The sequence below is a fragment of the uncultured Psychroserpens sp. genome (genome assembly GCF_947500255.1).
In the GTDB taxonomy this organism is placed as follows: domain Bacteria; phylum Bacteroidota; class Bacteroidia; order Flavobacteriales; family Flavobacteriaceae; genus Psychroserpens.
In genome coordinates this window covers 145,424-160,431 of record NZ_CANMRL010000002.1, presented here as the reverse complement: position 1 = coordinate 160,431, position 15,008 = coordinate 145,424, and the positions used below count along the sequence as shown (strand labels likewise).

The 15,008-nt window shown below is 33.1% G+C and carries 16 protein-coding genes and 2 tRNA genes; 8 read left to right on the top strand and 10 right to left on the bottom strand.

Going from position 1 to position 15,008, the window contains the following annotated elements; translation table 11 throughout:
- Positions 1-22 precede the first annotated feature (22 nt).
- Positions 23-1,300, top strand: coding sequence for a tetratricopeptide repeat protein (locus Q0783_RS07530; RefSeq protein WP_298894296.1), 1,278 nt, complete (start codon positions 23-25; stop codon positions 1,298-1,300).
- Between the two features lie 50 nt (positions 1,301-1,350).
- On the opposite strand, the gene Q0783_RS07525 is transcribed toward Q0783_RS07530, so the two are convergent.
- Entirely contained in the window at positions 1,351-2,100 is a 750-nt protein-coding gene (locus Q0783_RS07525; protein WP_298894295.1) for a C40 family peptidase, read from the bottom strand.
- A gap of 9 nt (positions 2,101-2,109) precedes the next feature.
- Positions 2,110-3,288, bottom strand: coding sequence for an acetyl-CoA C-acyltransferase (locus Q0783_RS07520; protein ID WP_298894294.1), 1,179 nt, complete (start codon positions 3,286-3,288; stop codon positions 2,110-2,112).
- Between the two features lie 157 nt (positions 3,289-3,445).
- Here Q0783_RS07520 and Q0783_RS07515 point away from each other — a divergent pair, with 157 nt between their 5' ends.
- From Q0783_RS07515 to Q0783_RS07505, 3 genes are all read left to right on the top strand, one after another.
- Entirely contained in the window at positions 3,446-5,491 is a 2,046-nt protein-coding gene (locus Q0783_RS07515) for an HDIG domain-containing metalloprotein (protein ID WP_298894293.1), read from the top strand.
- Between the two features lie 93 nt (positions 5,492-5,584).
- Positions 5,585-5,673, top strand: a tRNA-Ser gene (locus tag Q0783_RS07510).
- Between the two features lie 39 nt (positions 5,674-5,712).
- Positions 5,713-5,790, top strand: a tRNA-Pro gene (locus tag Q0783_RS07505).
- 149 nt (positions 5,791-5,939) lie between these two features.
- Here Q0783_RS07505 and Q0783_RS07500 read toward each other — a convergent pair.
- The 3 genes from Q0783_RS07500 to Q0783_RS07490 form a co-directional block, all read right to left on the bottom strand.
- Positions 5,940-6,311 carry a nuclear transport factor 2 family protein gene (locus Q0783_RS07500; RefSeq protein ID WP_298894292.1) on the bottom strand — a complete coding sequence of 124 codons (372 nt, stop codon included), beginning with the start codon at positions 6,309-6,311 and terminating at the stop codon, positions 5,940-5,942.
- Positions 6,312-6,555: 244 nt separating this feature from the next.
- Entirely contained in the window at positions 6,556-7,365 is an 810-nt protein-coding gene (locus Q0783_RS07495; RefSeq protein ID WP_298894291.1) for a hypothetical protein, read from the bottom strand.
- Positions 7,366-7,383: 18 nt separating this feature from the next.
- Entirely contained in the window at positions 7,384-7,809 is a 426-nt protein-coding gene (locus Q0783_RS07490; RefSeq protein ID WP_298894290.1) for a helix-turn-helix domain-containing protein, read from the bottom strand.
- 114 nt (positions 7,810-7,923) lie between these two features.
- Here Q0783_RS07490 and Q0783_RS07485 point away from each other — a divergent pair, with 114 nt between their 5' ends.
- Together Q0783_RS07485 and Q0783_RS07480 are read left to right on the top strand one after the other, a co-directional pair.
- Positions 7,924-8,418: a DinB family protein gene (locus tag Q0783_RS07485; RefSeq protein ID WP_298894289.1), complete on the top strand. Its 495-nt coding sequence runs from the start codon at positions 7,924-7,926 to the stop codon at positions 8,416-8,418.
- A gap of 16 nt (positions 8,419-8,434) precedes the next feature.
- Positions 8,435-9,217 (top strand): SDR family oxidoreductase, encoded by a 783-nt coding sequence (locus Q0783_RS07480; protein WP_298894288.1) that lies wholly within the window; start codon positions 8,435-8,437, stop codon positions 9,215-9,217.
- 100 nt (positions 9,218-9,317) lie between these two features.
- Here Q0783_RS07480 and Q0783_RS07475 read toward each other — a convergent pair whose 3' ends face one another.
- On the bottom strand, positions 9,318-9,797 hold the full coding sequence (locus Q0783_RS07475; protein WP_298894287.1) for a hypothetical protein: 480 nt from the start codon (positions 9,795-9,797) through the stop codon (positions 9,318-9,320).
- Between the two features lie 212 nt (positions 9,798-10,009).
- On the opposite strand from Q0783_RS07475, the gene trxB reads away from it, so the two are divergent.
- Together trxB and Q0783_RS07465 are read left to right on the top strand one after the other, a co-directional pair.
- On the top strand, positions 10,010-10,987 hold the full coding sequence (gene trxB / locus Q0783_RS07470; protein ID WP_298894286.1) for a thioredoxin-disulfide reductase: 978 nt from the start codon (positions 10,010-10,012) through the stop codon (positions 10,985-10,987).
- 63 nt (positions 10,988-11,050) lie between these two features.
- Positions 11,051-11,563 (top strand): NAD(P)H-dependent oxidoreductase, encoded by a 513-nt coding sequence (locus tag Q0783_RS07465; protein WP_298894285.1) that lies wholly within the window; start codon positions 11,051-11,053, stop codon positions 11,561-11,563.
- Positions 11,564-11,625: 62 nt separating this feature from the next.
- On the opposite strand, the gene Q0783_RS07460 is transcribed toward Q0783_RS07465, so the two are convergent.
- The 4 genes from Q0783_RS07460 to Q0783_RS07445 form a co-directional block, all read right to left on the bottom strand.
- Entirely contained in the window at positions 11,626-12,459 is an 834-nt protein-coding gene (locus Q0783_RS07460) for a DUF2807 domain-containing protein (protein ID WP_298894284.1), read from the bottom strand.
- A gap of 104 nt (positions 12,460-12,563) precedes the next feature.
- On the bottom strand, positions 12,564-13,427 hold the full coding sequence (locus tag Q0783_RS07455; protein ID WP_298894283.1) for a hypothetical protein: 864 nt from the start codon (positions 13,425-13,427) through the stop codon (positions 12,564-12,566).
- Between the two features lie 27 nt (positions 13,428-13,454).
- Positions 13,455-14,183 (bottom strand): head GIN domain-containing protein, encoded by a 729-nt coding sequence (locus Q0783_RS07450; RefSeq protein ID WP_298894282.1) that lies wholly within the window; start codon positions 14,181-14,183, stop codon positions 13,455-13,457.
- A gap of 20 nt (positions 14,184-14,203) precedes the next feature.
- The gene (locus Q0783_RS07445; protein ID WP_298894281.1) at positions 14,204-14,995 is read right to left on the bottom strand and encodes a nuclear transport factor 2 family protein; all 792 of its coding nucleotides are present in this window, start codon (positions 14,993-14,995) and stop codon (positions 14,204-14,206) included.
- Positions 14,996-15,008: the final 13 nt, after the last annotated feature.

Genomic DNA, 15,008 nt, shown 5'->3' with positions numbered 1-15,008 from the left:
TAACACTTAAAATAACTTAATAATGAAAAAACAAATTGTAGTTGCTTTAGCACTTTTAGTAAGCACAATTTCTTTTGCTCAAAAGAGTGAACTTAAAGCTGCTGAAAAAGCAATTAAATCTGGTAATTATGCCGATGCTAAATCGGCTATACAATCTGCCGAATCTTTAATAGGAAGTGCAGATGCGAAAACGAAAGCTAAATTTTATTTTTTGAAAGGAAAAGCTTTTTATGCAACAGGTACAGTTTCTAATGAAGATATCGAAACAGCAATCGAAAGTTTTGATAAGGCTAAGGAAGTTGAAGCCCAAGCAGGTAAGCTAAAATACACCCAAGATATCAATACCATTAAGGGAGAGATGTTAAATAGTGTATTAACAACAGCTCAAACCGATCTTCAAAATAAGGAGTATATGAAATCTTCTGCCAATTTTGAAAAAGCTTATAAGATGTCACCTAGTGATACCTTATATTTATATTATGCTGCATCTACTGCTGTAACGGCTCAAGATTATGTTACATCTTTAAAGTACTATGAAGAATTAAGAGACTTAGGTTATGAAGGTAGAGGGTTTCAATATTACGCTTTAAATAAAGAAACGGGTGAAGAAGAATTATTTGATAATAAAGTATTGAGAGATGCTTCTTTAAAAGGAGGATCTCATATCGCACCTAAAGATAAACCAACACCTTCTAAATCTGCGGAAATTGTAAAGAACATTGCACTTATTCATATTACAAATGGTGACAATGAAAAAGCGTTAGCAGCTATGAAAGAAGCTAGAGATCAAAACCCAGATGATTTAGGGCTTTTAATTTCTGAAGCAAATGTTCAATTAAAAATGGGAAATAGAGATCGTTTTAAAGAATTGATGCAAGAAGCGACGCAAAAAGATCCTAACAATGCAGAATTGCAGTATAATTTAGGGGTTATTGCAGCTGAAGCAGGAGAAAATGATTCGGCTAGGAAGTATTATGAAAAAGCAATTTCTTTAGATCCTTCTTATACTGATGCATATAACAATATGGCCGTTTTAATTTTAAGCGGTGAAAAATCTATTGTTGAAGAGATGAATTCTCTAGGAACGTCAAGTGCAGATAATAAACGTTATGACGAATTAAGAGCTGAACGTCAAAAATTATACGAGTCGGCGATTCCGTTTTTGGAAACAACTTTAAAATTAAAGCCTAAGAATATTCAAGCGGCTCAAACATTGATGAATATTTACAGTGCTACAGCTCAAACAGATAAGTTTAAAGCGATGAAGGCTAGAGTTGAGGAATTAGAAGCAGGAAACTAATTCATTCAGAATACATTAAAAAAAGCGATTAGTTATACTAATCGCTTTTTTTATATAATTTTTTTGATGACTCTCAATTTATGTGTATGAACTCGCTTGTCTACATTATAAATACCCGAGTGATCCAAGCGATCTATTCTTACTTTTCCATGTGCATGTATAATGTAATTATCTTCCATTATAATACCTACATGTGTAATTGACCCTTCGGCATTATCAAAAAATGCTAAATCTCCAGGTTCACTTTCTTCAATAAAGCTTAAGGCTTGACCTTGAGTAGCTTGTTGGGAAGCGTCTCTAAGTAGTTGATAGCCGTTAATCTTATAAACCATTTGTGTAAATCCTGAGCAATCGATTCCAAAGGGTGTTTTTCCTCCCCAAAGATAGGGAGCATTAAGGTAGGTGAATGCGGTTTTTAATAGCTTAGATTTTTCCTGTTTAGAAGATACAGAGTTTCCATCAAATTTGTGCTCTAATATGTCTAAACCATTTAATGAAGATCCTAAAGGTATAGTATATAATTGCTGATTCTTGTCTTGTATAAACTCGATCAAATCAGTTGATAGTATATGATCTTGTTGTTTGATAGACTTATAAGTATCTTCATCAATCTCGAGATACTGCTTATTATCTATCCAACCTTCATATTTATCATATGCAAGCCGAATTCTGCTCCAAGATTTTCGTTGCTCTAATACTTTAAAAATTTCACCATAGAGTACCTGAGATACTAACTCACTTGGGTCACTAGGTTCAATTCTAAGAGGAACAATGCTTAGATTACAAATTCCGTATTGCATTAAACTATATTAATTACGTTCAATTACTATTGCCGAAGCACCACCACCACCATTGCAAATTGCAGCAGCTCCAATTTTAGCATCGTTTTGTTGCAGAACACTCAATAATGTAATAATAATTCTAACACCCGAACATCCTAGTGGATGACCTAATGAAACTGCACCACCATTTACATTAACGTTGCTGTCATTTAATCCAAGTATTTTCATGTTAGCTAATCCAACAACTGAAAAGGCTTCATTGAATTCGAAAAAATCCACATCATTTAGAGAAATACCAGCTTTATCTAAGGCTTTTGGCAATGCCTTTGCAGGAGCAGTAGTAAACCATTTTGGTTCTTGAGCTGCATCTGCATAACTTTTAATTGTCGCTAAAGGCTGTAATCCTAATTCTTTGGCTTTTTCACTACTCATTAATACCATAGCACCTGCACCATCATTAATAGTTGATGCATTAGCAGCAGTAACGGTTCCATCTTTAGTAAAGGCAGGTCTTAATGCAGGAATTTTTTCCATTTTCACATTAGTATACTCTTCATCCTTATTTACAACTATAGGTTCGCCACGACGCTGAGGAACTTCAACAGGTACAACTTCATTGTCAAATTTACCAGCATCCCAAGCTGCTGCAGATCTATTATAAGATTGAATAGCATACACATCTTGATCTTCTCTAGAAAATTCATACTCTGCAGCACAAGCATCTGCGCATACACCCATAGCATTCTGGTCGTATACATCTACCAAACCATCTTTTTGCATGCCATCTTCCATTTTGGCAGGACCAAATTTTGTTGCTGAACGTGCATGATAATAATGCGGAATCAAACTCATATTTTCCATACCACCAGCAACAACTATATCTGTGTCACCAAGTGCAATAGATTGTGCAGCTTGCATAACAGTTTTCATACCAGAAGCACAAACCTTATTTATTGTAGTACATGGTACTGTATCAGGAATGCCAGCAAAAATAGCTGCTTGCCTTGCTGGCGCTTGACCAGTTCCAGCCTGTACAACGTTTCCCATTAAAACTTCTTCTACCATTTCAGGCTTTAAATTAATTTTATCTAAAGCGCCTTTGATAGCTATAGCACCTAATCTTGGTGCTGGAATTGTTGATAAAGCTCCTAAAAAACTTCCTATAGGAGTTCTTGCGGTTGATACAATTACGACGTCTCTACTCATTTTAAATCTATTTTGTTTTCTAGCTGCAAAATTAATCATTTTTTAATAAAAAGACAGCTTCAGAGCGATAACATGAGTTCTATTATATTTTCTTACTTTTGAAAGTATAAGTACTAATTAAATGCGATAACTAAATAGTGCTTTAATCGTTGTAATCATGAATGACTTAATTAATAAATGGTATAAAAATCATGCACTTTTATATAAAGTGCTTTTGTTTTTAAGTACCACATTTTTAATTGTTTATTTGTTTCCGAAGAGCGGGAAATTTAAATATGATTTTGATAAAGGCAAACCATGGCAATCTGAAAGCCTTTTGGCGCCTTTTGACTTTGCGATTAAGAAATCTTCAGATGAGATTCAGCAAGAGCGCATTGAGGCATCGGAAAATAGTCCTATTTATTTTGATATCAATACATCAGTTAAGGCTACTGTACTTAGAGATTATTCTGAAAAATTTAAAACCTCATTTGCAGATAGCATCATTAGAAAGCATAGAAACTTATTTAGAGTAGGTGAGTCTGCAATAAATGATATTTATAAGGTTGGTGTTTTGGATGAAGCTTATGATTACTCAGGAGCTAAAAATGTCATTTTATTAGATCAGCAAACACAATATAATGTTACTCAATTTTCTAACCTTACCAAATTTGACGGATTTAGAAGTGTTATCGAGAAGAAGTTAGAAGCCAATAATCTGTCAAAGTTTGATGCGACTTTTGTCTCGCTCTTTTTTAACATTATTAAGCCTAATTTGAGCTTAAATACCTCATTTACTCAAAATGCACTTGATGAGAAAATAGAGGAGATTTCGACAGTAAGAGGTAGTATCGAAAAAGGAACTTTAATTATATCTAAAGGTGAATTAGTTGAAGGTAATAAGTATGACGTATTAAAGTCTTTGGAGACCGAATACGAGTCTCAAGTATGGAATGAATCTAACTATAATTTGATTGTTTTTGCATATGCACTCTTGGTTGCTCTTGCATTGTTAATGCTTTTATTATTTCTTCGGAAATATAGAATAGATGTCTTTTTAGATAATACTAAAGTAACTTTTATTTTCTTCAATATTCTATTAATGATCTTATTGACCACTTTGGTCATTAACTATAATTCTCAATATGTTTATGTAGTACCTCTTTGTATCTTACCATTAGTATTAAAAGCTTTTTTTGATGCTCGACTAGGTCTATTTGCGCATGTGTTAACTGTATTGCTTCTAGGTTTTATAGTACCAAATAGTTATGAGTATATGTTTTTGCAAATCATAGCTGGTATTGTTACCATTTTGACGGTTTCAGAATTATATAAACGTGCAAATTTATTTATTTCTGTAGGACAGATCACACTCATATACATCATTGCGTATTTTGCCTTTTTCGTGATTCATGAAGGTGATATCACTAATTTAGATCCTTCTACTTTTGGTCTCTTCGTTCTTGGTGGATTAGCCACTTTGTTTGTGCAACCATTAATATATATCTATGAAAAATTATTTGGATTGGTTTCTGATGTGTCTTTATTAGAACTTTCAGATACAAATACGAAACTCTTAAAAGAATTAGCAAATAAAGCGCCTGGTACATTCCATCATTCACTAAATGTTGCGAATTTAGCTGAAGCTTCAGCTAATGAAATAGGAGCTAATGCAATGCTTATTAGAGTAGGAGCATTGTATCACGATATTGGTAAAATGAAAAACCCTACTTATTTCACAGAGAATCAGGCAACAGGAATTAATCCTCATGATGAATTGTCATCACGTGAAAGCACTCATATTATTATAGATCATGTACTTGATGGTATTGAGATTGCTAAAAAAAATAATTTACCAGATAGAGTTATCGATTTTATAAGAACGCACCATGGGACGAGTATGGTGTATTATTTTTATCGAAAGGAAAAAGAACTTAATGAAGATACTAAGGAAAGTGATTTTAGATATCCTGGTCCACAACCATTCAGTAAAGAAACTGCAATATTAATGATGTGTGATAGTGTTGAAGCAGCTTCTAAGAGTTTAAAAGAACCTACAACGACTAAAATTGATAAGTTTGTTGAAAGTATTATAAGTAAACAAATGGAGGATGGACAATTTTTAAATGCCAATATTACCTTTAAGGAGATTCAATCTATAAAGAAAGTCCTTAAAATGAAGTTAGCTAACATATTCCATCTCAGAATTGAATACCCTGAATAAATTTTACAGAAAAAAATCTAAAAAATAGTTGCGTTCTTTGTAATGATAAGTTACCTTTGCATCCGCAATTTATTGCAAAGTTCATATACAATTGGAGAGGTGCCTGAGTGGCCGAAAGGAGCGGTTTGCTAAATCGTCGTACCTAGAAATAGGTACCCAGGGTTCGAATCCCTGTCTCTCCGCTAATTTTCCTAGTTATTTAATAGTAAAGATAACCATTTCGGGGTGTAGCGTAGCCCGGTTATCGCGCCGCGTTTGGGACGCGGAGGTCGCAGGTTCGAATCCTGCCACCCCGACCATAGAAGCTGAACAATTATGTTCAGCTTTTTTTATTTCTACAAGGTTGAGGTTTGGCATCTCATAATGTTTCATTCTAGTCGTAAGTATATTTCAGCCTTAATTTCCTTTAAAGTGAATAAAACTATATCCAATCTTTTTTATAAAAGAATCAATCTGGTTTTCTTCCCAAATGTTCGGTCAATAATTTCCATTTAGCATCTTCTTTTATTAAAACGGAGGTTCCAATTCCATTTCCAAATACAGAGTTACCCTCTACAATTCCAGTCCAATTAAATTCGAATAAATAGACCGCACACTTTTTATCTTTCACCAACCATTTAATATTTACAACGGTATATTTTTCATTTTTAATTAAAGAAAAATTTTTCTCAAATGCTTTTTGAACATTTTCTTTTCCAATGTGAACCGTTCCATTAGAAAAGGTAACACTTACATTTTTAGAAACTAAAGGCTCTATTGCTCTCCAATCCTGAGTTCCTAAAGCTGCTTCATATGATTTAATAAATACTTCTGGGCTCATTATCTTACTAGTATCTAATACAATATTTTTTCAATTGCATCCCAAATGGGTTGACGTGTTTTAAGTCTATTATTGATTAGGATGACTACCTTAACATTTTTCTCTTTATACCAAGCAATTTGCATTGACATAAAAATATTGTGATGCAAAATAAGCTTATAAGATTTTTTTTCATTCTTGTCTTTTTAAAATTATTGCCAACTTCATGACAACAATGCATAGTATATTCTACTGTTGTAACATTTCAAAAGTTTGAATCAATAAAAACTTTCCATTTTTCACCAGATTCTTTTTTCCAAACAATAACATATTTGCCTCCATAGCTGCCTTTACATTGTCCAATCTCGAAAGCGATATGCTCTGTTACCATTTCAACTTTTAAAGGTTCAAGAGTTAGATTGTAATTGTTATTATTCATGTATTGATATTCTTTAGAAATGGCTTCAGTACCAATGACTAAAGGTTTGTGGTTAAAATAGATTGCGTTATTAGCATAAAGCTCTTTAACCAGATTTTCTGCATTGTTTTTATTGCATAGTTCAATCCATAAACCCCTTCTTTTTGAGATGTCATCTTTATCGACATTAGAATTGACCTTGTTTCTTTTTACCGAGTATTCAAACTCCCTTACTTTTTTGTCATCATTTTGTTTCCAAATCACAACCTGAATGTATTCCTCTAAATCTTCAGTTTTGTAGTTGATTAGTTCATAATCGATACCCTGAGTTTTGTTGGCTTCTGTTAGAAACAAGGTTTTACTTTCTGTAATTAAATTGGATTTATTGATATAATATTCTGCTATTGTCGAAGAACCAGTAACTATACTATCAGCAGAAATGACCTTAAAAGCATTGTTAGCATAATATCCTCTTATATCAATAAGATTTTTATTGTTTACAATTTCTAGCCAAGATTTAGAAGCTGTAGAAATTTCATTGGATTGAATTTCATTGGTTTTCTTGTCTGTGCTAGTATTAAAATTTTCAACTTTCTCACGACAGCCAATAAAAATAAATAAGACTAATAGAACTATTGTAATATTTAATTGTTTCATATTGAAAAGGGGATAATATTATTTTTTAGAAACTAATTCCAACTCTTTTTTAAGAGCATCCTGCATTTTATCCTGTAACTTTTGTCCTCCAGCTATTAGTTCACCCACATGAATTCTATCCTTCTCAGATACTTCTCTATGTTTGGTGCTCCAATTTGCAATTTCTATCATCACAGGCATTAAATCGATTCCTCTTTCCGTTAAGCTATAGACATTTTTTTGTTTATGATGAGCATCTTTGGTCTTAATCAAGATCCCAAATTCTTCAAGTTTAGTCAATCTATTGGTTAATATATTACTGGCTATTTTTTCATCGGAGTTCAACATTTCTCGAAAATAACGCTTCCTATCAAACATAATGTCCCTGATAATCAATAAAGTCCATTTGTCTCCAAATACCTCTAAAGCCTGATTCATCGGGCAATATGACTTACAATTTTTCATACAAAACTAATTTAATTATAAAACCAGTTGTGAAATACAATTAGTTTTATGTATATTTATCCAGTTGTTTTTTGCAACCAGTCAAATATACAATAATATTCAAAAACCTAAAATATGGAAATAGACTTATCAATTGTGCGACTGTTGGAGCAGTATGATTTTCACAGTAAGCTTTATCTCAATTGTTTAGTAGATATACGACCAGATGATGCCCAAGAAAGAATCAATCAAAGTACAAACCATATCGCATGGCTTGCAGGAAACCTTGTGTCCGTTAGATATCGATTGGGTAATAACATCGGGTTAAAAGAACAAGATGTTTACTATGACTTGTTCAAAGACCAGAGACCTATTCAAAAACACATAACCTATCCCGATTTGGTTCCCATTAAGGAAGATTGGAACAGAATCACTCCACTTTTAAGAGATAGGTTGTCAGCATTAACCAAAGAAGAACTTTTAGCTCCACAACCTTTTGACGCTCCATTACTAGGTGAACCTAACCTCCTGAATACTATTTCTTTTTTAATAGATAGGGAATCTTATGCCATTGGTCAGTTAGGGTTGTTAAGAAAAATATTTGGCTATGAAGCCATGAAGTATAATTAAAACAATGTATAAAAAAATGAAAAATCAATTATTGAAAAATAAAAACGCTCTCATCTTTGGAGCTAAAGGGGCTTTAGGGTCTAAAGTAGCAAAAGCTTTTAAAGCAAGTGGTGCAAATATATATCTATCGGATATCAATGTTGATGGTATAGAATCTTCTGAAGTGGGTGAGATTAGAAAAGTTGACACGTTAGATGAAAATGAAGTTAGTGAATATTTTTCATGGTTTGAACGTGAAAGTGTAGAGGTAGATATCGTGATTAACCTTAGCGCATCAAATCCTGCGGAATATAATCACGGTAAACCAGCCTTAGATGTATCATTGGAGCAATTTCTTATACCACTAAAAACGACAACAGCAAATCAATTTGTAACAGCTAAGGCAGCTTTTCCAATAATGTCTAAGCAAAAAAATGGAGTCATAATTTTCATCACTTCTACTTTGGCAAAAGTTGGCTCTCCTTGGAGTGCTGCATTAACAGCATCTCATGCAGCCACCGAAGGTTTGGTAAAAAGTCTTGCAACCGAATGGGGTGGAGAAGGCGTTCGTGTTATTGGAGTGCGTTCCGAAGCCATGCCAGATTCTCCTACTATTGACTATACCTTTACCACTATGGGAGAAAATATGGGGATGAGTAGAGATGAAATGCAAGGGTTTATAGAACAACAAAAAACTGCTTTAAAGCGACTACCTTCTACAAAAGAAACTGCTGATGTAGTAGTTTTAGCTGCTTCTGATTTAGCAGGATATATGACGGGAACTATGCTCAATCATTCTGGTGGACATATTCTTGAATAAATAATAACCAACAAACCAAATTCAGGATCAACGCAGTTAATCCAATAAAAAAAGCTAAACAAAATGTTTAGCTTTTTTTATTTTATAATAGGTTAAAGTATTATTCTATACGCTTATAATTTTCAGCATAAATCCGATTACCATCTTCATCAATCTCTATTTGACTAAATGAATCACCATTAATAATCAATTCATGTTTAAATTCTTTCTTTTCCTGAATAATTTTACTCATCATTTCTGAGCCATATTCTAAAATTTCTACAAGTTCACTACCATTAACCGTATAGCTACCATATCCAAACCATTCTGAAGAGTCTGTTGGGATATATTTGCTCCACATGACTTTAGAATCTGTGTACATTTTTACTTGTCTGTAACCTTCGCTGGTACGAAAGGAATCTATCACTTCATTATCCACATAGTTATAATAACCAACAAGTTCCCAAGCACCTTCAAGCGGATTGGAATTTACATTAATTTGTGAAATATCTATCGTTGTGTCTTCAGTGTCATTAGTAGGTTTGTCCTTGCAGGAAAAAATCAACAGTATAATTAGGAGTGATGAAATAGTAGCTTTCATAATATGATGATTTTAAGATGTGATTACTTTAAATTTACAAAAAAACTTACACTATATCTAAAATTACAGACTCATAATCAAAATAGTAAACAATCATATTCGTAATTAAAGACATTGAAAAATCAAATAATACTATAATAACTGTTAATAACTTTGATGTAAGTTTTTAATCAAAAAACCTACTTTTGCTTATAATAAATTGAAACAAAAATATGTCTGATACAATAGAAAAAGTAAAATGCCTAATTATAGGTTCAGGACCTGCAGGATACACTGCAGCAATATATGCGTCTAGAGCAAATATGGCGCCAGTACTTTACCAAGGAACGCAACCAGGAGGCCAATTAACAACGACAAATGATGTAGAAAATTTCCCAGGATACCCAGAAGGAATTACTGGTCCGGAAATGATGATAGAATTACAAAACCAAGCGGCTCGTTTTGGAACAGATGTTCGTGATGGATGGATTACAAAGGTTGATTTTTCTGGAGATGTTCACAAAGTATGGGTAAATGATACTAAGGAAATTCATTGTCAAACCGTTATTATTTCGACAGGCGCTTCGGCTAAATACTTAGGCTTAGAATCTGAACAGAAATATTTAAAACTTGGAGGTGGTGTTTCTGCATGTGCTGTATGTGACGGATTTTTCTACAGAAATCAAGAAGTTGTGATTGTAGGAGCTGGTGATAGTGCAGCAGAAGAAGCACATTACCTATCTAAACTTTGTACTAAAGTAACTATGCTTGTGCGTAGAGACGAATTTAGAGCCTCTAAGATTATGGCTAATCGAGTGATCAATACGCCTAACATCGAAATTCTTTACAATACCGAAACCGAAGAAGTTTTAGGTGATGGTCAAGTTGTGACTGGTGTTAGAGCATTTAATAATAAAACAGGAGAGAAGTTTGATATTCCTGCTACTGGATTTTTTGTAGCTATTGGACACAAACCAAATACTGATATTTTTAAAGATTATCTAAAATTAGATGAAACAGGATACATTATTAATGTGCCTGGAACTGCCAAAACTAATGTTGAAGGTGTCTTTGTTTCTGGAGATGCTGCCGATCACGTATATCGTCAGGCTGTAACAGCCGCAGGTACTGGTTGTATGGCTGCATTAGATGCAGAACGCTATTTAGCGGCAAAAGAGTCTGATTTTGAAGTGTCTACTCCTGTATACTAGGTGTTAATTTCTAAGTAAAAAAATCCGAAGTTTAATATATCAAGCTTCGGATTTATTGTTTATATGCAACATAAAACCATTATTATATTAGGAAGTTCACGACCTTTTGGACATACCAGAAAAGTTGTTGATTATCTTATTTCTCATGGAAATGAGATCGATTTAGTCGTGTTGTCCGATTACAATATTGGTTATTTTGATTATGAATTAAAGAATGAAGACGACGATTTTCTCCCTTTACTAACGTCGATACTTCGTTATGATACAATTTTGTTTGCAACGCCTGTTTATTGGTATACTATGAGTGCCCAAATGAAAACTTTTTTTGATAGGATTTCGGATGTCTTGATTGGCGAAAAGAAAACTATGGGTAGACAGTTAAGAGGCAAAGTAATGGGGTCATTAAGTTGTGGGTCTGATCAAGAAATTTTTGAGGGCTTTGAAATGCCCTTTACTCAAAGTGCAAAATATTTAGGTATGACTTACATTGGACATACACATACTTGGCTTAGTAATGCCGAGACTATTCCTAAAGAGTTGGTACCACGCCTAGAATCTTTAATAAAAAAACTATAACAAAAAAGCCCTAAGTTTTAATGCTTTGGGCTTTTATATATCTGTTAATACTTATTAAACCATTACTTTACTTTCTTTTGAAGTTTAACGGTATCAGTAAATTTATTGATAGTTATTTTAGGATTTCCGTAGAGATAAACTTCACTTGAACCTGTTGCTTCAATAACAATATCTTCAATCACTTCTAAATAGACATCACTAGCAATTTCAGCAATAACACTACATGTTTTAGTGGTAAAGTTTTTACCATTAAATTGAGAATTGTTATCTGCTCTAAGTGTTAAGTTTTCTATATTTCCTTCAACATCAGAATTAGCACGTTGGTATAAGTCGATTTTTGCATCTGTAGCATTTATCAATGCATCCATTTTAGTATTATCGCTTATTTCAGCAGTGACATTTGTAGCTGTAATGTTTAATTTAACTTTGGTTTTATCTGAGCTAATAAAATTAAAATCATTTGCTTTAATATTTAGATATGCTCTAGACGAACCACTGGTCTTTAATGTCGCATTATTTAGTTCTAAAGATGTTAGTGATCTTACTTCGCCATCATCTTTAACTTCAATATCAGAGAAGGCATCTCCATAATTTACTTTCACATTGAGCTTTTTAGCTCTAATATCTCGTGTAGTAGTAAGTGTGAGTACGCTATCAATAACTTGTATGTCAATATACTCGTGAAGGTTGTCGTCGGTTTCAATTTCTACAGATGGTTTTTTATTATAAAATAGCTCTACTTTAAAATCTCCACCAACTATAATTTTCTTGAAACCATCAATGTAGGTTTGTTTAATGGTTAAATTTCTATCACCTTTTACCTTTTCGGTATCTTGAGCAAAACTTGTTACAGTACAACCCAAAACGAGTAATAGAAATAAGGTAACATTTTTCATTGTTATAAATTAAGTGTTATAACAAATATAAACAAAAACCATCCCAAACTTAAAATTAAGCTTGAAATGGTTTCAAAGTGGTTGATTAGTTGGTTGTTAAACGTTTATTTTATGGCTGTTTTTAAGGTGTTTTCGATTCTTGGTGCATGACTTGATCCCATAGTGACAAATACAGTATGACCTTGATCTACTTGCTCCAAAATAATATGAATCATATGTTCATCTCTTGAGAGATTAGAGCTATTCCAAATGTCTTGAAAATAGCCAGGCCATCCATAAGCTGAACTATGATCTCGCCAATCATCACCAGGAAAATCTTGCTTCCAGATACTATCAACATCTTTCCAAGACGTAATTGAATACCTCAAATGCTCATAGTCTGTGCGCTCCTCAATCAATTGTTGTAGCATTTCTTCTGGATTGTTAAGGCGTTCCTCTTTTGGTATACCATAAAATGGTCGAAGCGCATAAAACATTGCTAGTTGTTCTGCTGGGTACTTTTTTATCATGAGCTCTATTTCATCTTCTCTTGTTGGTTCCCATGTATATAAGTCGGCATTATCTCTTTTAGCCAAATCAGATGTTAAACCACTTTCACCATAGCTCTCTATTGGATCTTGTAACCATTTAAATAAAAACCCCATTCGACCTTCAACAAGAGCAATATTTGGTTTATGCATATCCCAGTAATGTCTTATGGAATCAAATTGAGCATTTGATGGGTCGTTGATATGTTCTACACCAACGACAATGACTTTACCTTTGTTTTTTGAAGCTACTTCATAAATATATGGTCTGCGGTGCTCATTGATAATGCTTTTGTACTCTACCATATCCATTATAGGAGTTTCTAAGGTATGTTGCTTAGCTGCCTTGTAGAATGATGGAGATTTCCATAAAACATTAGTAAAGAACAAGAGTAAAATTAGCGCGAAAAAAACAAGTATGATTTTTATAACTTTTTTCATCTCAAATTACTTTGAACTGAAGTTATTCTATTGTTTTCTAATACTTCCAGAGACGCCATCATTAGTATCTACATTTGTTGGATTTCCATAGTACTTTATATCACCACCACTACTTGCATTAGCTTTAAGTTTTTGCTCAGCATTTACTATAATGTCTGCGCCACTTGTTACAGAGGCAGTACAGTTTTGAGCTTTTAATTCTCTAGCTTTTATGTCACTTCCACTAGTCGCTTCAGCATTTAAATCATTTGTAGTCCCAGACACTTTTAGGTCACTACCACTTGTAGCTCTTAAGGTTGTTGATTCGGCATCGATATCAATTTCTAAATCAGCTCCACTAGTCGTTACTAGTTTCAAGTTGTCTGCAATGATAGTGTTTGTAGAATATACATCGCTACCACTTGTTGATGTAATAAGATTAATGTCTTTTACATTTACCATTACTTTTTTAGCTTCGGAACGGCTAATGTTTTTATCTGCATATATTTTTAAAACACCTTCGTCTATTTCTGTAATTATAATGTCATGAAGGTTTTCGTCGGCTTGTACTTTTAACATTGGCGTGTCACTCTGAGTTAAATAAACATCTAAACCTCTGCTTACAGCAATTTGGTCGAAATCTCCATCAAGTGTACGCTCTACTGTTGATACGTTTCCATTTCCTCTAACTCCAGTATCAAAATTGATATCGAAGTTGCATGATGTTAGCAGTAAGCTAAATATTACTGCAATTGTAAATTTTGTTAATGTTGTCATGATTTTTGTTTTTTGATGATTTATTGTTTTATAGCTTCTTCAACTATATTGTCGTTTTCTCTTACGATGAATTTAGTGATCTTTCCCTGAGAGTCAGATACAAATTCAAAGGTTAAGGGAGCTTGCTTATGAGCAAAAAGTGATGGAGATTTAGCATAAATATCTGCACTCATTTGTCCAGCGTTTATGTGCAATCCTTTTTCTGTTCTAGATATCACAACCAAACCAGTTTCTTTAGCTTGATATTGGCCTATATAAGTGTCTAATAGTTCATTAGAAATCTCCACACCATCTACAATAGGTTGTTCTTGCATTTTATGGTCATAACTTATCACACGTTTTAAAACCCATTTTTCGTTTTTTAAAACCCATAAATGTGAAAATTTAGCAATACTACCAGCAACTTCTTTTCCGTTGGTTGTTTCAAAAAATTTATGAACTCCATTTTGTAATGCCCCATAGACATTACCATTATCTTTTAGTAAAAATACTTCAAGGCTGCCTTCAACCAATTCTCGTCTAGACTTGGTTTTATTATTAGGATTACAAATACCATTTTTCATACTTTTAATAAAAGCTTCTTTTGATGTTTCAAGTCCGCCAATATCATGGTAAAACTCAAAATCTTCAGCAATTAACTGTTTTAAATAGTGTGTTTCACATTTATTAAATGAACGCTCAAAGATTAAACTGTCATTTACTTTTAAAGTATTAAATATCTCTTTATGTTGGTCTACCTGAGCCTTAATTGACATGTTCATTCCGTAAAAAGCGACGGTGAACATTATAAGTCTATATAGTAACTGTATCATTTTTTGATTGATT